Genomic DNA, 20,460 nt, shown 5'->3' on the forward strand with positions numbered 1-20,460 from the left:
GTCATGTTGCCAGCCTAGTTTGTTTTCTGGTACAACTTGTTTCAAGAGTTCCTAAAACTCTCATCAGCCTTCCCGCTAATGAGCAACTTTAAGACTCTCTCCAAGCACTGAGTAAACCGGTGCAATGCCGGGCGACTCGAGTGCGTGCTATCAGCCAGAAGGAAGGATGCTCGCTTATGGTAGATATACAGCTCGCGGAACCACTGTCACAAAAACAACCCATCCTCTACGTCCTCGACACCAACGTACTGATTCACGACCCCACCGCCATACTGAATTTTGAAGAACACCACGTCATGATTCCCATGACCGTCTTGGAAGAACTCGACAAGCTCAAAAGCGGCAACAAAACGCTCTCAGCAGATTGTCGACAGGCTATACGGGAGATCGACAAGATCCTCGGCAGAGCCACCCCCGAAGAAGTTGAAGGGGGCGTGCCGATACGGCGAGAATGCTACGATAACTTCAACGGCAAACTCTCCATCCTGATGACCACCCCTCCCGAAAACATCGCGGTACTCCCGACCCACCTCAACGACAACAAGATCATTAACGACCTCTGCCTGCTTCGACACGAACACCCCAACCACCGCGTCATTCTCGTCACCAAAGACATCAACATGCGTCTGAAAGCGCGCGGCTGCGGTATCGAGTCTGATGATTACCACAGCGATCAATTGGTCACCGATATCGAACAGCTCAACAAGGGTTATGTCGAGATTGAGGGCAACTTCTGGGATCAGGTACAGAAAGTCGAAACCCAGCAGCAAATGGGACGCACGGTACATCGCATCCCGCGGGAAGATTTTCAGACCGAGGTTTTTCCCAACCAGTTTATCGTAGATGAAATGGGCTTTATCGGACGCGTGATTGACGTTCAGGAGGATGAAGTACACCTGCTGCACATCGATACCAACAGTTTCCTGGAGCAGGAAGCCTGGGGACTGAAACCGCGAGATACCTATCAGGCAATGGCGCTAAATCTGCTGATGGATCCGGATGTCCATCTGGTGAATTTAACCGGTGCCGCCGGTTCGGGTAAAACCATTCTGGCATTGGCCGCCGCGATTGAAATGACCGTCGCCACTAAACAGTATCGCCGCATCATCGCCACCCGCAGCACGCAGGGCCTTGATGAAGACATTGGTTTCTTACCGGGTACTGAAGCGGAAAAAATGGAACCCTGGCTCGGCGCCATTACGGACAACCTGGAAGCTTTACATTGCGATGATGAAGACTGTTCCGGCAGCATCGATTACGTGCTGAACAAAGTGCCACTGCACTTTAAGTCACTGAACTATATTCGTGGCCGCAGTTTCCAGCACAGTCTGATCCTGATCGATGAATCACAAAACCTAACCCCTCACCAAATCAAAACGATCATCACTCGCGCTGGCAGTGGCTCAAAAGTGATCTGTCTGGGCAACCTGGCTCAAATCGATACACCCTTCATGAACGGCACCAGCTCGGGATTAACCTATTTAACGGAGCGCTTTAAAGGCTTCCAGTTCGGAGGCAACATCAAACTGCAGGGCGTGCCTCGCTCTATCCTGGCTGAATACGCAGAAGCCAATTTATAATCGCTATATTCTCTGTCACGGCGCCATGTTGCATGGCGCCCTAACCTCCCGCTCTAAATCTCCACCTCTAAACGTCCAGCTCTAAATCTCCACCTCTAAACGTCCAGCTTTTACGCCAACTCGCGCAACATCAAACCCGGCGGTGTACTGACAACCTTGCGACAGGAAATAACACCCAGGGTGCCGACCAATAGCGACGATCCAAGAATCCCCCACACCCAGATACCCCAGTGGAAGCTTAAGGGCATATCCAGCACCCAGTACTGAATCGACAGCAGCAGAATCTCAGAGCCCGCCGCCGCCATGATGCCGGAAAACAATCCCAGCAAAGCAAACTCAACCCACAAGCTGCCCAACAAACGGTGACGGCTACTGCCCAAGGCACGCAGCAATGCGGCTTCCTGCATACGGTCGTCCATACTGGACCCTACCGCAGCCCACATCACAAAAAAGCCACCCAGCAAGACCAGTCCCAACATCAGCTCTACACCGGTACTGACCTGAGCCACAATGGTCTGAATCTGGGCGATCACACGATCCATTTCGATGACCACCACCGTTGGGAAGCGGCCGAGCAACTGGTTAATAAACTGCTTTTTCTCTGGCGGTAGATAGATACTGGTCAAGTAGGTGGGCGAGAACTCGTCCAGTGCGCCGGGGGACAACAGAAAATAGAAATTGGGGTTCATGGAATCCCATTTCAGTGTACGAATGCTCGCCACACGAGCTTCCAGCGGCAAACCACCAATATCAAACGTCAGGTCATCTCCCAACTCCAGGCCCAGATCACTGGCTGCTTCGGCTTCTACTGAGACGCCGGCAATACCCGGTTCGCGCCACTGATCCCACCACTCTCCGGCAATGACTGTATTGTCAGAATTTAAATGCTCCGACCAGCTGAGATTGATCTCACGACGCAGCATTTCTGCCTGCTTGCGGATCTCATCCGACGGCTCTTCACCATTGATCTGCGTCAGTCGTGCCCTAACCATCGGGAACAGATGCTGAACGTTCAGGTTCTGCTGCTCCATCAACTGGGCAACTTCTGTTGATTCAGCCGGAGAGATATTGAGCAAGAAATGGTTCGGGGTTTCAGGGGGTAATTGCAGTTTCCAGTCCTGCAGCAAACTGGTTCTCAAGCTAGTCAGGCTCAATAACAGCATCAGCGCCAGAGCAAACACCATCATCTGCACCACACTTTGACGTGAGTTGCGCTGCAAACTGGCCAATGCCAGACGCCAGATACTGCCGGCTCCTCGCCCCAGCTTCTGCCCGAGCCCCAGTAAAACCGTGGCAAAAACCGCAACCAGCATGAGTAGCGCCAGCATCGCTAAGATAATGCTGCTACTGAGCCACCAGTCACGGCTGAAGGCTGCCACCAGAACCACCATGGCCAACAGTCCCAACAGGGCCTGCCAGTAAAAATGCACACTGTTGACCGCCAGTTCCCGGCGCAATATCTTCAGCGGTGGTATCGTCGGCAGATGCCACATGGGCGGCGCGACAAAAAACAGCAAACAAACCAGTCCGGTGAGAACTCCCGGCAACATCGACGTCCAGCGCGGTGCCGCAAGCGCCACGGGCAAGATTGAGGAGACACCAGAAGCAATCACCTGCTGCAGAATCAATCCCAACCCCAGTCCGATCGCCGACGACAAAACGCCCAGCACCAGTAACTGAATGCCATATAGCTGGCGAATAGAGCTGCACCCCGCCCCCAGACTTTTCATCAACGCCACCTGATCCACATGGCGGTTGGCAAAACGACGAGCCGCAATGGCAATTGCTACCCCAGCCAGCAAAACGCTGATCATCGCCGATAGCATTAAAAACTTGCGGGATGTGTCCAGTGTGCGAGCCAATCCACGCTGAGCAGACTCGACATCCACAATCTTTTCATGGGACGTCAGTCGCGGAGTTAACTCGGTCAACATTGATTCCAGGTTGCTCTCGGTACCGGCGACCAGCCAGCCGTAACTGATGCGGCTGCCGGGCTGAATCACATTCGTGGCTGCCAAATCAGCATCATTCATTAACAGCCGTGCACCATAGGCGCTAAAACTGCTACCACGGTCCGGTTCGTCGACAATGACTTTCGTCGCTGTCAGTGGTTTTTCACCCACAACGATTTCATCGCCCAACTGAATTTTCAACAGCGGTAATAAGCGTGAATCTACCCACGCCTCTCCTGCAGGAGGGCCGCCTTCAGCAACGGTTATCTGTGCTTTGTCGGTGGCAAATGGCTGCTGACTGACGGTCAATTCACCCACCAAAGGATAGGCGTCGGTAACGGCCTTTACGGCAGCCAGGTGCATCTCGTCCCCGGCAAACACCATAGAGGCAAACTGGGTTTTGGAGGCGGTGCGCAATTGGTATTTATCGGCAAGGACTTGCCAATCGGACGGGATAGGCCGGCTACTTCGCACAACCCGATCCGCGCCCAGAAACGTATGGCTCTGAGCCGTCAGCGCGGACTCTAATCGATCGGTAAAAACAGAAATGCAGGATACAACAGCAACAGCCAACACCAGTGCGCCGGCCAGAATCCGAACTTCACCACTGCGCCAGTTGCGCCACAGCAGACGTAGCGCCAGTAACCGTGAAGAAAGCATCAGGCTGCCTCACACGGCTTTCGCTCTACCACCTTGCCGCCTTCGAGGCGAATGCGCTGACGACAATGTTCGGCTAAACGCTGCTCATGGGTGACCAGCACCAGAGTCGTGCCCTGCTCGCGGTTCAGCTCGAACAAGAGATCGATGACGTGAGCACCGGTTTCCGAATCCAGATTGCCGGTAGGCTCGTCTGCAAACAAGATATCAGGCTCACTGGCAAAGGCCCGGGCAATGGCTACCCGCTGCTGCTCACCGCCGGAAAGCTGTTTCGGGTAATGATGCAGACGGTCGTTCAGGCCGACTCGGGTCAGAAAGAATTCCGCTTTGCCTTTGGCGTTGGCTACGCCGTGCAGCTCCAGAGGCATCATCACATTCTCCAGAGCGGTAAGCCCCGGCAACAGCTGGAAAGACTGAAACACGAAACCTACATGATCTGCCCTCACCCGTGCACGGCGCTCCTCATTAAGAGCTGTCATATCATGCTGATGAAGCTTCACACGGCCACTGCTGGGCTCATCCAGCCCCGCCAGAATCCCTAATAAGGTCGATTTGCCTGAGCCGGAAGACCCCGTGATCGCCAGGCTGTCACCGGCTTTGACGCACAGGGATACCTCGTTGAGTATCGTCAGTGTGCCTGCGGCGGTGGTTACCTGTTTGGACAGGGTTTGGGCTTCCAGCATATCAATTCCGGTTGTCGCTATAAGATTGAAGGGTTGTTGACTCTAATGTTGATGGGGGGCGGTGTCAGTGTCCAAGATTTTCACAGAACTTTACCCTGATTCGGGACTCTGAGAAGCAGCCAGTGTTAGCATATAACGCTGGTATAACCCTTTTCCGCCATCAATGGACACCACTTACCCAATGGAATACCTAAGAACCAACACACTCCGCCAGTACATGACCTTCACCCTGCGCCTGATTATCGGCCTGTGGCTGTGTGCGGGAATCGTTGGCACCAGCACGGCGGAGCCTGCCTGCGCACCGAATAGCGAACGTAGCGGCGGCAAAATTCTGGTGCTCGGGGACAGCCTAAGCGCAGCGCACGGTATCGATGAAAGAGAGGGTTGGGTTGAGCTGCTGAGGGAACGCCTGAACCAGGAGGACATCAATCGTGAGGTGGTGAACGCCAGCATCAGCGGTGAAACCAGCGGTGGTGGCGCAGGACGTCTACCCGCCCTGCTGAAGAACCACCAACCGGCTCTGGTGATTATTGAACTGGGCGGTAATGACGGCTTACGCGGTTACCCAATTCCCACCCTGCGTAAAAACCTGCAAAAAGCCATCACTCTGAGTTCTCAGCATAACGCTCAGGTGCTGCTCGTCGGTATGCAGATCCCGCCCAATTACGGCCCTCGTTACAGCCGGTTATTCAGCGAAGCTTATCCTAAACTCGCGTCGAAGAATCAGGTGGCGCTGGTACCCTTCTTACTGGATGGCGTGGCAGTGAATCCCGAGCTGATGCAAAATGATGGCATCCACCCCACAGAAGAAGGCCAGCCGCAAATGCTGGATAATGTCTGGCCATCATTGGAAAAGCTCCTGACTGCCGATCAATGCAGCTGAGCTGGCAGCACTAACCCACACTGCTCTCACCCACAACAAACTGCTCTCACCCACAACAATCAGTTGATGGCTTCCAGATAGACCGCCATCAACTGTACTGACTCCCGCCCCCGAAACTCATTCACATCCAAGCGATAAGCCAGTCTGATTTTCTCCGCACTGTGATTCGGCCACTCTTTCACATCGATATTGAACGCAATAGCGTCCACCAGCTGCTGGCGGGCCTCGTCAACCGCCAACACCAGTTTCAAATGTTTTTCACCGACGATTCGCTGCTGAACCAGGTAAAACTCGCCGTCAAATACCGGTTCCGGAAAGTGCTGCCCCCAGGGGCCTGCCTCTCTGAGAGTGTGGGCCAGCGGTAGACTGAATTCGTCAGTGGCCAGCTCACCGTCGGATAAAATCTCAGCCTGTAAATCGTCCAGCGTCAGGCTCTGACGAACCACTTCATCGAACGCCTTTTGAAAACGCGGGAAATCACTTTTCTTCAAACTCATACCCGCCGCCATCGCATGGCCGCCAAACTTGGTTAACAGGCCCGGATTAGCACTGGCAACAGCATCCAGAGCGTCCCGGATATGCAACCCGGGAATGGAGCGCGCCGAGCCTTTAATCTCTTCCTCATTGGCATCAGCAAAAGCAATCACCGGACGGTGAAAGCGCTCTTTAATGCGGGAGGCCAGAATACCAATGACCCCCTGATGCCACTGCCCATCGTAAAGGCATAGCCCCCAGGGCATGTCTTCGCTGTCATTGATGGTCACTGACTCAAGAGTCTTGAGTGCCTCCTGCTGCATTCCTGCCTCAATCGAGCGACGATCCTTGTTCAGATCGTCCAGCTCGATAGCCATCTCACGAGCCAGATCAGGGCTGTCGCACAACAGACACTCGATACCCAGAGACATATCATCCAGTCGGCCCGCGGCATTTAAACGTGGCCCCACCGTAAAACCCAGGTCCGACGCCACCAGCCTGTGACGCTGTCGCCCTGCCACATCCAGCAGCGCCAGAATACCGGGGCGAGCACGGCCGCTGCGGATACGCTGCAAGCCCTGATGTACAAGAATGCGGTTATTGCTGTCCAGCGGTACCACATCGGCAACGGTTCCCAGAGCTACAAGATCCAGATAATTACCCATATTGGGCTCCGGTATGCCCTTGCGGGCAAACCAATCCACTTCTCTCAGAGCGGAACGGAGTGCACTCATGAGGTAAAAGATCACCCCTACTCCGGCCAGGTTTTTACTGGGAAAATCACAGCCGGGCTGATTGGGATTTACGATCGCTTCTGCGTCCGGCAACGTCTTACCCGGCAGGTGATGATCCGTCACCAACACACCAATGCCCGCCTCTTTCGATGCCGCCACTCCCTCAATGGAAGAAATGCCGTTATCCACCGTGATGATCAGATCGGGCTTGTAGCCTTTTGCCACTTCCACAATTTCCGGTGTTAAGCCGTAACCAAACTCAAATCGGTTAGGGACCAGATACTGAACACTGGCTGCCCCCATATCCCGCAACGCCAACATACCCACAGCACAACTGGTGGCACCATCGGCGTCAAAGTCACCGACGATCAGCAGTGACTCCTGCTCCGTAATGGCCTTTACCAAACGCGCCACAGCGGTATCCAGCCCTTTTAGATGCTGTGGGCGCAACATGGCCTGCAGCGATCGCTCCATTTCAGCTACCGAGCTTACACCTCGATTTGCGTAAATCGGCTGTAGGCGCGGATGCAAAGTGTCGGGCCAGGACGACGACCACTCGGACGCAGCGCGGCGGGTAATTTTAGGGTTCATAGCTCTCCGAAAATATCTGGACTCGATTTATCATACGCAATCGATACCAATAAAAAAGCCCGCCAATGGCGGGCTTTTGCGAACACGACAACCATTCAGATTACGCTCGAACGTTCGCCGCTATGTGTTTTTGCACAGTCGCCATGTCGTTATCCAACACTTCAAAACGCTCTTCGCGATCAAACAAATCTGCCATGTGATGAGGCAAAGCTGGATCGTCCGTCTGACCGGCCTTACGTACCGCTTCAGGGAATTTCGCCGGATGCGCTGTCGACAAACACACCATAGGAATATCCTGACGGCGACGGGTCTTGCGCGCGGCCTGTACACCGATCGCAGTGTGTGGATCCATTAGATACTCTGTGTGATCGAAGACTTCGCGAATCACTTCCATCATCTCATCATCATCCAGACGGTAAGACGTGAACAACTCACGAGCCGTGCTCAAAGCGTCTTCACTCAGCGACATGGATCCGGATTTGAAATCTTCCATCAACTGTTTAATGGAGCTGCCTTCACGACCGTAGAGATCAAACAGCAGACGCTCGAAGTTGCTGGATACCATAATGTCCATACTCGGCGACAGCGAGTGAATCAGATCTTTCTTGGTATGATCGTTTTCACTGATGCAGCGATGCAGGATATCGTTGGCATTGGTCGCAATAACCAGCTGGTCAATTGGCAGTCCCATTTGCTTGGCCAAATAACCCGCAAAGATATCACCGAAGTTACCGGTAGGTACTGAGAAAGACACCGGACGCGCAGGCGCACCCAGAGCCAAACCCGCGTAGAAGTAATAGACGATCTGCGCCATGATACGCGCCCAGTTGATGGAGTTTACCGCCACCAACTGTCGATCTTCCGGCAGGAAGGATTGGTCGCCAAAGCTGGCTTTGACCATGTTTTGACAATCGTCAAAGTTACCTTCCAACGCGATGTTGTGAACGTTCTTTTCCAGCACTGTAGTCATTTGCTTGCGCTGTACGTCAGACACACGCTTGTTCGGGTGCAGAATAAAGATATCGATGTTGTCGCAATGACGGCAGCCTTCGATCGCCGCAGAACCGGTATCACCGGAAGTCGCACCCATAACCACAACTTTCTGATCACGCTTCTTGAGAATGTAATCCAGCAGGTTGCCCAAAAACTGCAGTGCAAAGTCTTTAAACGCCAGCGTCGGCCCCTGGAACAATTCCAGAATCCATTCGTTATGACCCGTCTGTACCAACGGTGCAATCGCATCGTGACGAAACGTGGAGTAGGACTCATCAATGATCTTTTTCAGCTCGGCATCCGGCACTTCACCGGCGACGAATGGCGCGATGACCTTAAACGCCAGCTCCTGATAGCTCAACCCTGCCCAGGAAGCGATTTCTTCCTGAGAAAATTTGGGCAGATTCTCTGGCACATACAAACCGCCATCTGGCGCCAGACCGGTTAACACAACGTCTTCAAATGACAGCGCGGGCGCTTCGCCGCGAGTACTAATATATTTCACGATAACCTCAAACTTGGTTATTACTGCTGCTTATGACAGCGAATGAACGGCTTAATTAGCCAGTTATTCTAAATTTTAGCCCAGAGATTCTACCCGAATATGAGTAATCTCGCCTTGAATCGCATCCAGGCACTCAATGCTGCCAATCGCTTCCAGCAAACGCTTCTCTACTGCCCGATTAGTCAACAGCACCAGAGGTACCGTGTTGAGCCCTTCTTCAGGCTGCTTCTGGATAACCGCTTCAATACTGATGCCGGAATCACTCAAAATTTGCGTCACCTGATTCAGCACCCCGGGGCGATCTTCAGCGGTCATACGCAGATAATAGGCGGTGGTCACCTCGGAAATAGGCAGAATCGGCAAATCCCTCAGAGAGTCTGCGGCAAAGCCCAGGTGAGCCACTTTGTTCTCGGTAGGTGCAGAGAAACTGCGAACCAGATCCACCAAATCAGCCACGACCGCAGAAGCGGTAGGTTCGGCACCGGCACCAGCTCCGTAATACAAGGTCGCACCCACAGCATCACCCTTCACAACCACCGCATTCATCACGCCATTGACGTTGGCGATCAGGCGTTTGGCCGGGATCAATGTCGGATGCACACGCAGCTCAACGCCCTCTTCCGTTTGACGGGCAATACCCAAGTGCTTGATACGATAGCCCAGTGAGTCGGCATAGTTCAGATCCTGAGTCTCAATGGAGCTGATGCCATCGGTAAAGATCTTGTCGAACTGTAATGGCATACCGAAGGCAATTGAGGCCAGAATCACCAACTTGTGCGCCGCATCGATGCCTTCCACATCAAACGTCGGATCCGCCTCGGCGTAGCCCAGTTTCTGCGCTTCTTTCAAGACTTCAGCAAAATCACGCCCCTTATCCTTCATCTCGGTGAGGATAAAGTTGCCAGTACCGTTAATGATGCCCGCCAGCCACTCAATTTTGTTACCGCTCAAGCCTTCACGCAGGGCTTTAATGATCGGAATTCCACCCGCAACAGCGGCCTCGAAGGAAATGGTAACGCCCTTGGCTTCAGCTTTGGCAAACAACTCATTACCAAACTCGGCAATCAATGCCTTATTGGCAGTGACAATATGCTTACCATTTTCGATAGCTTCTTCGACCAACTCTTTGGCAACGGTGGTTCCACCGATCAGCTCCACAACCACATCCACATCCGGATTGCGAACCACATCGAAGATATCGCGGGTGACATTGATACCAGAGGTGTCACAGGCAGGGTTGTCACGACGACACCCCACCTGCTCAATAATAATGTCGGTACCGGCACGGGCGCTGATTTCACGCGCATTGCGTGTCAATACATTAAAGGTACCGCTACCCACGGTGCCCAACCCACATAGACCTATTCTTACCGGTTTCAACGTGTATACCTCAATTTGCGAGCGCTCAGTTATTAAGCACTGGGTGAATTTTCCAGAAGCCACGAATCGAAAGATTCTGCCCTGAAAACAAAAGGGGGAACATTACTGGCCACCCCATGCGCTGTCAATCAATTCAAGCGTGTTTGGGCTCTTTAGCCCGCTGGGGCCGAGGGTTTGACGAGATTCAGCCCGTAACCCGACAACTGGCGGGATACGAATGCTGAACAATGGAGTTCGAATGAAGAATTACGAGAGAGGAACCGGGCTGCAACCCTCCACCCAGAATTCCGATGAGCAGAACTCATGAAGAGTGGAAGGGCTAAAACCCATGTTAGAGCCTGTGGAGCAAGTTATTTCAGTAAATGCAGGGAAAACCTCATCACAACCCGAGCATACCTTCGAGCTCAGCAGCAGTCACATAACCAGGCAGCATTTTGCCATCTTCCAGAATAATCGCTGGAGTACCACGAACCCCCAATTCACCACCCAGATTAAACTGGCTGGCCACAGGGTTATCTTCACAGTATTCAGCACCGGAAGGCAGGCCGTTTTTCAAACGCGTCAGGGCTTCAGCTGGATCTTTCGCGCACCAGGCGGCCGCTATTTTCTTGTAGGAGGGTGAGCCAATACCCGCCCGAGGATAAGCCAAATAACGAACCTCAATGCCTTTAGCATTCATTTCCGGCACTTCCTGATGGAGCTTGCGACAGTACCCGCAATCGACGTCCGTAAATACATAGACATAGGCCTTACGCTTGCCTTCAGCAGGGAAGACAATTTCGTCTTTAGCCTCGACCTCATCCAGCTTCGCCTTGCGTACAGGCTGTAATGCTAACTCCTGTACATCCACAAATCCGTCAGCCGTAACCCCCAACAGAGTACCGGTCAGGACATAATCGCCACTGGCACTGACATAAACCAGAGGACCACCCTGTATCTGAACCTGATAAACACCTTCCAGCGGGCTTTGGGTTACGGCACCGTAAGCAAAATCCGGCCGGGCATTCTGTAATTTTTCCAGAATCGCACTGGAGACCTCTTGCGGCACGACATCTGCGGTATCTGCCTGAACACTCAATCCAACGGTAAGTGCACATGCGCACAACATCGCTTTCAACATTTGTTGCATTCCCAAACCTCTGTCCATTGATCGTTTTTTCATCTGCCCAACCTATGCGGCAAGACACTCTATCATATCCTGCTCTTGGAACCCTTTATCAAGGCTCAGTTCCCAAATACACAACCCATGTGCATTTTGAGACCCATAAAGAGACTTTTCCCATCTGCTTAAGCTCTCGGGTGGTGCTCACTGTGCAACGACTTCATCCTCTCAATAGCGACATGAGTATATATTTGCGTAGTGGACAAATCACTGTGTCCGAGCAGCAACTGTACCACCCGCAAGTCCGCCCCGTGATTGATTAAATGCGTCGCAAACGCGTGGCGCAGCGTATGGGGCGAGATCTCTTTATGGATATCCGCCACCAGCGCCCAATGCTTAATTCTGTGCCAAAAGGTCTGACGGGTCATCTGCTTGCCGCGGGTACTGGGAAACACCACATCCGATGAGTGTTGCTGCTTCAGCAACTGCGGCCTGGCTTCCTTAACGTAGCGGACCAGCCACTGAGCGGCTTCATCCCCCATCGGCACCAGACGCTCCTTGCCACCCTTCCCCATGACTCGCACTACCCCCTGACGCAGGTTCACATCACCCAACGCCAGACCCACCAGCTCGCTGACTCGCAAACCGCAGGCGTAGAGCACTTCCAGCATGGTACGGTCACGCAAACCAATGGGATCCTCAACATCAGGAGCTCCCAACAACGCCTCAACATCCGTCTCCGTCAGAGATTTGGGCAATGGCCGCCCCTGCTTAGGACTTTCAACCAGCGCCGTAGGATCTTCGCTTATCTGACCCTCACGCAAAAAATAGGCATAAAACCCGCGACAACAGGATAAAAATCTGGCCGTCGAGCGGGCCGAAGACTTCTGCACTTCCAACCTGTACCCCAGATACTCACGCAAACGAATGTCATCAACCTTAAGTAGAGACTCGACCCGCTCACCACTCCAGCGAGCAAACAGTTTCAAATCCTGAGCGTAGGAAGACAAGGTGCTATCACTCAGCCCTCGCTCCATCCAGACCGCATCCAGATATCGCTCAATGAGCTGCTGATCAACAGCGTTCACAGTTTCAGTTGATCTCCCGCCAGCCCTTTCTGATAGAGCTGCAGGATTTTCAGGGTTGTCGATTTTCTTATTCGAGTCAGTCATGGCTCTACACTAACCAATTCATCACTAAAGGCACAGAAGAATTCACTTCACCCTGTCCAGGCCTGCATCAGGTGAACAAAGCGATAAGCAAAAAATAACAGGCACAAAAAAACGGCGTCCCGAAGGTACGCCGTTTTTAGTACTAACCTTAAGAAGAACTTAAGATTTAGCAGACAGCTTTTCTTTAATACGTGCTGCACGGCCAGTCAGGTTGCGCAAGTAGTACAACTTGGCCTGACGAACGTCACCGCGACGCTTAACAGCAACACTGTCAATCAGCGGGCTGTGAGTCTGGAAAGTACGCTCAACACCGATACCGTGTGAAATTTTACGTACAGTAAAAGCAGAGTTCAGACCACGGCTGCGAACGCCGATCACTACACCTTCAAACGCCTGCAGACGCTCACGGGTACCTTCTTTTACTTTAACCTGGACAACAACAGTGTCACCTGGGGAAAAATCCGGCAGGTCTTTTTTCAGTTGTTCGTTTTCCAGTTCCTGGATAAGTTTGTTGCTCATGGTCTGCTCCTTTAGAGTCAGTAGTGTAGCTTCACAGCTATATGAGGAACGATAGTTGGCTCCTGTACAGGGTATTCTGTATCAGGTTAGACCGACCGTAAGTTCCCCGGTTAAACGTCCCGATCGCTGTCCAAATCTTGCTGGAAACTTTCCAGCAAAGTATTTTGCTCAGCGGTCAGATCTAATTTCTCTAACAGATCCGGGCGTCGTTGCCAGGTTCTGCCCAACGCCTGCTGTAATCGCCAGCGCCGGATTTTTTCGTGGTTGCCGGATAAAAGCACTTCCGGAACCTCGCGTCCTTCAAAAACTTCAGGCCGCGTATAATGTGGGCAATCCAGCAAACCATCCGTGAAGGAATCCTGCTCTGCGGATTGTGCATGCCCCAGTGCGCCTGGCAATAGCCGGGTCACGCTGTCTATCAAAACCATTGCAGCAAGCTCGCCGCCACTCAGTACGTAATCACCAATGGACCATTCTTCGTCCACCTCCAACTCAATCAGGCGTTCATCAATGCCTTCATAGCGGCCGGCGATTAGCACCAGATTTTGCCCTTCTGCCAACTCAATGGCACCCTGCTGATCCAGCTGTCTGCCCTGAGGCGACAGATAAACCACCTTACAACCTGCACCACCGTCTTCACGGCAATCGGCCCAGGCACGGGCTTCGGCTATGGCTTCCCGGAGTGGCTGAATCATCATCAGCATACCCGGACCACCGCCGTAGGGTCGATCGTCCACCGTTTGATGACGATCTTTGGTAAATTGCCGGGGATTCCACATCTCCAGCTCAACCAGTCCCTGCTTAATCGCTCGACTGGTGATACCGTAATCACTGATGGCCGCAAACATCTCGGGGAACAGTGTTACTACAGCAATGCGTTTCGAACCACTCGTCACGTCTGCTGCTCTCCCGCTGTTCTGGAAAATGGTTTGCACGCTGGCGTCTTATGAGAAACCGAACCCGACACTAAAATTCCGGATCCCAGTCCACTCGCATTTCACCTGCGTCCAGATCAACCGCTTTCACAAATTGACCCGGAATGTAGGGAATCAAGCGCTCTTTTTCATCGAGACTGTCACTGTCGCCTTTGACCACCAGCACATCATTCGCACCGGTTTCCAACATACGAGAGACAATTCCCAAGCGGCTGACCTGCCCTTCAAACTCAGTCATTACAGCCAACCCTTCCAGCTGATGCCAGTAGTACTCACCAGCGTCCAGCTCCGCCATCTGTCCACGTTCTATCGCAATAGTCACCTGACAGAGTTCTTGCGCCTTATCCCGGTCGTCGACCCCTTTAATCAGAGCCACCAGACCTTTGCCATGAGGACGATAATCTTCAACCTCAACGGATTTGACGCCGTGGCGGGTTTTTAACCACCAAGGGCTGTAGGAGAAAATATTCTCCATCGGTTCGGTCTCTGAATGGATTTTCACCCACCCTTTAACACCGAAAACCGTTGTAATGCGCCCGACATTGACCAGATTTGAACTGCGGTTGCTATTCTTCTGATCAGTCATAAAGTTCGCACATTACAATAATTACTGGCTAATTAAGCAGCAGCTTGTTCCTGCTCTTTCAGCAGCTTGGCTACACGCTCGGAGCACTGAGCACCTTGAGCTACCCAATAAGCAATGCGCTCGTTATCGATACGCAGACGCTCTTCCTGGCCTTGGGCCACTGGGTTAAAGAAACCAACGCGCTCGATGTAACGACCGTTACGTGAGCTACGGCTGTCGGTTACGTTCAAGTGGTAAAATGGACGCTTCTTGGAGCCGCCACGAGATAGACGAATGCTTACCATGTAAGTCTACTTCCTATTAATCAAATTTAGCGCACTGCCTTTCGGCAACGCAGTCACACAACAAAAACGGGTCAAATAAAAAACCGTTAAATAAATCGGCAATACGCAGGCTCAGCCTACGAAAGGCGCGATATTCTAAGGGAAAGAGATGGAGATGTATAGAGGTTTGACCTCGGATGTTTGAAGTTTCAGCAGCGCCGGCCCCCAAAGAGGCGCCAACGCTGCGAAATCAAACCAAAAAGAGGTTTGTCAGAGACAAATATTCCCTGTAAAAACAATCACTTAAAGCCAGGAGGCAGGCCGCCACCGCCACCGGGTAAACCACCGCCGGGAGGCATTCCACCAGGAGGCATTCCACCACCACCACCGCCCATCATGCCGCCCATACCGCGCATCATTTTGGCCATGCCGCCACCCTTCATCTTCTTCATCATCTTCGCCATCTGCTTATGCTGCTTGAGCAAACGATTGAGATCCTGAATCTGAGTGCCGGAACCCATGGTGATACGACGCTTGCGCGAGCCGTTCAAGAGATCGGGATTGGAGCGCTCAGCTGGCGTCATGGAATCAATAATCACTTCCATAACCTTGAATTGCTTGGTCATGTTATTTTGCTCGGCAAGCTGAGCCATATTGCCCATACCTGGCAGCTTTTCCAGCATGGACGTCATACCGCCCATATTCTGCATTTGCTGCAACTGATCCCGCAGATCTTCCAGATCAAACTTCTTACCCGAGGACACCTTTTTAACCAGCTTTTCAGCTTTGGTTTTGTCGATGTTCCGCTCTGCCTCTTCGATCAGAGAGAGCAAGTCACCCATACCCAGGATACGGGAGGCAATTCGGTCCGGATGGAAAGGCTCAAGTGCATCGACTTTCTCACCCATCCCAAGGAATTTGATTGGCTTGCCAGTAACATGGCGCACTGACAGGGCGGCACCACCGCGGGCATCGCCATCAGCCTTGGTCAGAATCACACCGGTCAGCGGCAATGCGTCATTGAACGCTTTGGCGGTATTAACCGCATCCTGACCGATCATGGCGTCGATGACGAACAAAGTTTCCGCGGGATCAATCGCCGCGTTGAGTTCTTTGATCTCATTCATCAACTCGTCATCGACGTGCAAACGGCCGGCGGTATCCACAATGACAACATCAGCGTAGTGCTTGCGGGCGTGCATGATCGCGCCATTGGCGATATCCACCGGTTTTTGATCCGGAGTGGACGGGAAGAAATCAGCACCGACCTCGCCAGCCAATGTTTCCAGCTGCTTGATTGCCGCAGGACGGTAGATATCCGCCGACACGACAACCACTTTCTTCTTTTCACGCTCTTTCAGATACTTGGCCAGTTTCGCCACAGAGGTGGTTTTACCCGCACCTTGCAGACCCGCCATCATGACAACGGCGGGCGGCTTAACCGCCAGATTGAGAGTTTCATTGGCCTCGCCCATCATGGCGACCATTTCACTCTCAACAATCTTGATAAACTGCTGCCCAGGATTCAGCGCACGCGAAACTTCCTGGCCGACAGCGCGCTTTCTGACACTTTCAATAAATGCCTTAACCACTGGCAAGGAGACGTCCGCCTCCAGCAACGCCTTGCGCACTTCGCGCAGGGTGTCTTTGATATTGGCATCGGTGAGTTTGGCTTTGCCGGTAACCTTTTTCAGGGTACGGGACAAACGATCCTGTAAGTTCTCAAACATGGTGAATCACAACCGTTTCGCTGACTGAGTCCGTAAAACCGGCAGTATACCCAATTTTTCCATCAGTTGCTTCCGTGTGTTCGCTCTGGAAAACCTGATTTGCGACGGATGGCAGCACAACCCTCTGACATACTGACTGCTGCAATAACCAGCACCAATGATAATGGCTTCCATTTATGTCTTCTATTTATAGAAACGCTGTGACACACTGCGTTACACAGAAAAAAGTCTCATGCAGTACCACTGCCCAGAGCTATCGCACAATCACGACCAAGCAAAATCCACGCATATGACCATCATCACCCACATAGCAACAAGCATGGCAGCTATTGCACTTTATCTGTGCGGTGCGGCTTACTTAATCACTTCGATTCTTCAGCAGCGCAGCGCCACTCATCAGTGGATCACTGCTTTTGCTGTCACAGCACTGGCGCTTCACGCGTTGGCACTTTACCCCATGCTGTTTCACTCACAGGGACTGAATCTGGGCTTGTTTAATGTCATCGCCCTCACCTTCTGGGTCATCAATTTACTGGTGCTGGTCAGCGGCCTGAAAAAACCATTGCATACGCTGTTTGTCTTTCTCTTCCCGATATCCGCCGTGGCGCTACTGTTGGCTGTCGTCAGTCACGACCAAAGTCTGGTGACTCAAGTAAACGGCGAAATGATTACCCACATCCTGCTTTCACTTCTCGCCTACAGCCTGCTGATCATTGCCACCCTGCAAGCTGTGTTATTGGCTTATCAAAATTATCAGCTTAAACACAAGCACCCCAGTGGCCCTATTCGCCTGCTACCTCCCCTGCAAACGATGGAGGCCCTGTTCTTTGAAATACTCTGGGCCGGAGAGATCCTGTTGACACTCTCCATTGTCACCGGCTTTATTTTTATTGAAGATCTGTTTGCACAACACCTGGTACACAAGACAGCGCTGTCGATCCTCGCCTGGTGCATCTACGCCATCCTGCTGTGGGGGCATACGGTGCGAGGCTGGAGAGGCTTTATGGCAATCCGATGGGCTCTGGGGGGCTTCACGGCGCTGATGCTGGCGTATTTTGGCAGTAAATTCGTCCTTGAATTCCTCCTTCACTAGAGGCGGAAATCCGCCCTCGCAGAATTGCCTGCAGCCCTTACTGCACTAAGGCTCCCCTTGCAGGAGTCCCGGCAATGCAAGAAACGGTTGCACCCACTCTACTTCTGGGCCAAGATACGCGAAATCTGTTTGGCGATATAGGCTCCACCCTCTTTGAACGACGCTCCCCTTGGCCTCCTGTTTGGGATACTGGCCATTCTGATACTGCTCTCCGGTTTCTTTTCCAGCTCCGAAACGGGCATGATGTCTCTAAACCGTTACCGGCTAAAACACCTCGCCAAAAAAGGGCATAAGGGGGCCATTCGTGCCTCGGATTTGCTGGCGCGCCCCGATCGCCTGATCGGTGTGATTTTGATCGGCAACAATCTGGTCAATATCTTTGCAACGGTCATTGCCACCGTGATTGCCTCTCGCCTGTACGGTGAGATCGGACTGGCCGTGATGCCTGTTATCCTGACCATTGTGATCCTGATCTGCTCGGAAGTAACCCCCAAGACGATTGCCGCCCTACACCCTGAAAACGTAGCCTTTCCGGCCAGCCTGATACTTAAACCCCTGCTGACCCTGCTCTACCCACTGGTTTGGCTGGTCAACAAAGTCTCCAACCGACTGGCCAAGGTATTTGGGGTTGATCCCAGCAAAGCCAGCACCAGCGAACAACTGAACCCGGACGAGCTGCGCACCGCGGTGGATGAACACGGCGACCTGATTCCCGATCAGCACCAGGGCATTCTGCTGAATGTACTGGATCTGGAAAAAGCCACCGTGGAAGACATTATGATCCCGCGCAACGAGGTCTACGGTATCGATCTGGAAAGCGATATCTCAACGATCATGAAGCGTATCCGCACAGCCGAATACACACGCCTGCCGGTTTACGAAGGGGATATCAACAACATCGTCGGCCTGCTGCACCTGCGCAACGCCGCCCGCTTTATCCACGGCGACAACACCTCAGTGACTCACGAAGCGATTCGCCGCTTTACTCGCGACCCTTACTTTATTCCCGAGGGAACCCCGCTACACACCCAATTGATGCACTTTCAGCAACAAAAGCGTCGCATGGCGATTGTGGTCGATGAATACGGGGATGTTCAGGGGATTGTCACCATGGAGGACCTGCTGGAGGAGATCGTCGGTGAATTTACCACCAATCTGGCGGAGGACGAAAATCCCGAGATTTCTCCACTGGACGACGACTGGTATCTGATCGAGGGTGGCACTTCCATCCGCGATATCAACCGTCATCTGACCTGGGAACTGCCAACAGACGGCCCCAAAACCCTAAATGGTTTGATCGTGGAAGAGCTGCAGAACATTCCGTCCGGGCATACCGGCATCAAGATTGGTCAATACAAAATAGAGACGGCTGCGCTCTCGGATAAAATGATTGAAAGCGCTCGCGTCAAAGCGATCTGATCAATAATTTACAACTCCACCGTCACCGCTTTAGCCGCGACTACGGCCTTCGCCTTAGCCTCTTCTACGGATTCACCACGAGCCAGCGCCACTCCCATACGGCGCTTGCCAGTGACTTCCGGCTTACCGAACAGCTTCAGGCTGGTGTCCGGCTGCGACAGTGCTTCCGCCAAATTACCAAAGGCCGGGTTAGTCGATTCACCTTCCACCAAAATCACGGCCGACGCCGAGGCGCCGTGCAGACAAATGTTGGGGATCGGCAACCCCAGAATCGCACGCGCATGCAGGGCAAATTCCGACAAGTCCTGTGAAATCAGCGTTACCAGTCCCGTATCGTGAGGGCGTGGAGACACTTCGCTGAAATAGACGTTATCGCCTTTGATAAACAGCTCAACGCCAAACAGCCCCCAGCCGCCCAACGCTTCAGTCACTTTGCGTGCAACATCTTCCGATGCCTGGCGCGCCGCCACTGACATGGCCTGAGGCTGCCAGGACTCTTGATAATCGCCATCCTCCTGACGATGCCCAATCGGTTCACAGAAGCTGGTGCCGTCTTTGTGGCGCACGGTGAGCAAGGTGATTTCATAATCGAAATCCACAAACCCTTCAACAATCACCTTGCCCGCTCCCGCACGCCCACCTTCCTGTGCGTACTGCCAGGCAGACTCAACATCATCGGCTGACTTAACCACACTCTGGCCCTTGCCGGATGAACTCATAATAGGTTTGACCACACAGGGACAACCGATGCGCTCAATGGCTGCGGAGAAATCCTCAAAGTTGTCGCAGAACTCATAAGGCGATGTAGGCAGCTGTAACTCTTCCGCGGCCAATCGACGAATGCCTTCACGATTCATCGTCAACTGCGTCGCGCGCGCCGTCGGCACCACGTTATAACCTTCAGACTCCAGCTCAACCAGAGTGCCCGTGGCGATTGCCTCAATCTCCGGCACGATATAATCCGGCTTCTCCATTTCAATGACCTGCCGCAGAGCAGCGCCATCCAGCATGGACAACGAATAGCTGCGATCTGCCACCTGCATCGCCGGGGCATTGTCGTAGCGATCACAGGCTATGACTTCAACGCCCAGACGCTGCAATTCAATAGCGACTTCCTTGCCCAGCTCGCCTGAGCCACACAGCATGACCTTGGTGGCCGTGGAAGAGAAAGGAGTACCGATCGTAGGCATAGCTGTCATCCTGTTAAAA

General features: G+C 52.9%; 17 protein-coding genes. 4 read left to right on the forward strand and 13 right to left on the reverse strand.

Translation table 11 applies throughout. The annotated features are described in order from the left end of the window. The first annotated feature begins 176 nt into the window (after positions 1-176). Entirely contained in the window at positions 177-1,580 is a 1,404-nt protein-coding gene (locus tag ACTG33_RS01310; protein ID WP_439133361.1) for a PhoH family protein, read from the forward strand. A gap of 110 nt (positions 1,581-1,690) precedes the next feature. Here ACTG33_RS01310 and ACTG33_RS01315 read toward each other — a convergent pair whose 3' ends face one another. Further along, positions 1,691-4,192 (reverse strand): ABC transporter permease, encoded by a 2,502-nt coding sequence (locus ACTG33_RS01315; protein ID WP_439133362.1) that lies wholly within the window; start codon positions 4,190-4,192, stop codon positions 1,691-1,693. After that, positions 4,192-4,872 carry an ABC transporter ATP-binding protein gene (locus ACTG33_RS01320; protein WP_439133363.1) on the reverse strand — a complete coding sequence of 227 codons (681 nt, stop codon included), beginning with the start codon at positions 4,870-4,872 and terminating at the stop codon, positions 4,192-4,194. Before ACTG33_RS01320 ends, ACTG33_RS01315 begins: the two co-directional genes overlap by 1 nt. A gap of 181 nt (positions 4,873-5,053) precedes the next feature. On the opposite strand from ACTG33_RS01320, the gene ACTG33_RS01325 reads away from it, so the two are divergent. Further along, complete coding sequence (locus tag ACTG33_RS01325) at positions 5,054-5,755, forward strand: arylesterase (RefSeq protein ID WP_439133364.1); 702 nt, start codon at positions 5,054-5,056, stop codon at positions 5,753-5,755. A 59-nt stretch (positions 5,756-5,814) separates the two neighbouring features. On the opposite strand, the gene recJ is transcribed toward ACTG33_RS01325, so the two are convergent. From recJ to ffh, 10 genes are all read right to left on the reverse strand, one after another. Next, entirely contained in the window at positions 5,815-7,554 is a 1,740-nt protein-coding gene (gene recJ, locus ACTG33_RS01330) for a single-stranded-DNA-specific exonuclease RecJ (RefSeq protein WP_439133365.1), read from the reverse strand. Positions 7,555-7,654: 100 nt separating this feature from the next. Continuing rightward, positions 7,655-9,052, reverse strand: a complete 1,398-nt coding sequence (gene thrC / locus ACTG33_RS01335; protein WP_439133366.1) for a threonine synthase — start codon at positions 9,050-9,052, stop codon at positions 7,655-7,657. 75 nt (positions 9,053-9,127) lie between these two features. Further along, positions 9,128-10,432, reverse strand: a complete 1,305-nt coding sequence (locus tag ACTG33_RS01340) for a homoserine dehydrogenase (RefSeq protein WP_439133367.1) — start codon at positions 10,430-10,432, stop codon at positions 9,128-9,130. Positions 10,433-10,811: 379 nt separating this feature from the next. Beyond that, entirely contained in the window at positions 10,812-11,594 is a 783-nt protein-coding gene (locus ACTG33_RS01345) for a DsbC family protein (RefSeq protein ID WP_439133368.1), read from the reverse strand. A 125-nt stretch (positions 11,595-11,719) separates the two neighbouring features. Further along, positions 11,720-12,622, reverse strand: a complete 903-nt coding sequence (xerD, locus tag ACTG33_RS01350) for a site-specific tyrosine recombinase XerD (RefSeq protein WP_439133369.1) — start codon at positions 12,620-12,622, stop codon at positions 11,720-11,722. A 243-nt stretch (positions 12,623-12,865) separates the two neighbouring features. After that, positions 12,866-13,225, reverse strand: a complete 360-nt coding sequence (gene rplS / locus ACTG33_RS01355; protein WP_439133370.1) for a 50S ribosomal protein L19 — start codon at positions 13,223-13,225, stop codon at positions 12,866-12,868. A 110-nt stretch (positions 13,226-13,335) separates the two neighbouring features. Then, positions 13,336-14,121, reverse strand: coding sequence for a tRNA (guanosine(37)-N1)-methyltransferase TrmD (gene trmD / locus ACTG33_RS01360; RefSeq protein WP_439133371.1), 786 nt, complete (start codon positions 14,119-14,121; stop codon positions 13,336-13,338). A 70-nt stretch (positions 14,122-14,191) separates the two neighbouring features. Further along, the gene (rimM, locus tag ACTG33_RS01365; protein ID WP_439133372.1) at positions 14,192-14,746 is read right to left on the reverse strand and encodes a ribosome maturation factor RimM; all 555 of its coding nucleotides are present in this window, start codon (positions 14,744-14,746) and stop codon (positions 14,192-14,194) included. A gap of 32 nt (positions 14,747-14,778) precedes the next feature. After that, positions 14,779-15,030, reverse strand: coding sequence for a 30S ribosomal protein S16 (rpsP, locus tag ACTG33_RS01370; RefSeq protein ID WP_439133373.1), 252 nt, complete (start codon positions 15,028-15,030; stop codon positions 14,779-14,781). Between the two features lie 278 nt (positions 15,031-15,308). Beyond that, positions 15,309-16,739 (reverse strand): signal recognition particle protein, encoded by a 1,431-nt coding sequence (gene ffh / locus ACTG33_RS01375; RefSeq protein WP_439133374.1) that lies wholly within the window; start codon positions 16,737-16,739, stop codon positions 15,309-15,311. Between the two features lie 319 nt (positions 16,740-17,058). Between ffh and ACTG33_RS01380 the strand changes: the two genes are divergently transcribed. Continuing rightward, entirely contained in the window at positions 17,059-17,832 is a 774-nt protein-coding gene (locus ACTG33_RS01380; protein ID WP_439133375.1) for a cytochrome C assembly family protein, read from the forward strand. Between the two features lie 153 nt (positions 17,833-17,985). Continuing rightward, a complete protein-coding gene (locus ACTG33_RS01385) occupies positions 17,986-19,251 on the forward strand; it encodes an HlyC/CorC family transporter (RefSeq protein WP_439133376.1) in 1,266 nt (421 codons plus the stop codon). An 8-nt stretch (positions 19,252-19,259) separates the two neighbouring features. Here the strand turns inward: ACTG33_RS01385 and purT are convergent, their stop codons facing one another. Further along, on the reverse strand, positions 19,260-20,441 hold the full coding sequence (gene purT / locus ACTG33_RS01390; protein WP_439133377.1) for a formate-dependent phosphoribosylglycinamide formyltransferase: 1,182 nt from the start codon (positions 20,439-20,441) through the stop codon (positions 19,260-19,262). Positions 20,442-20,460 lie beyond the last annotated feature (19 nt).

Origin of the sequence: Pseudomaricurvus sp., from assembly GCF_965662505.1 — a bacterium.
In the GTDB taxonomy this organism is placed as follows: domain Bacteria; phylum Pseudomonadota; class Gammaproteobacteria; order Pseudomonadales; family Cellvibrionaceae; genus Pseudomaricurvus.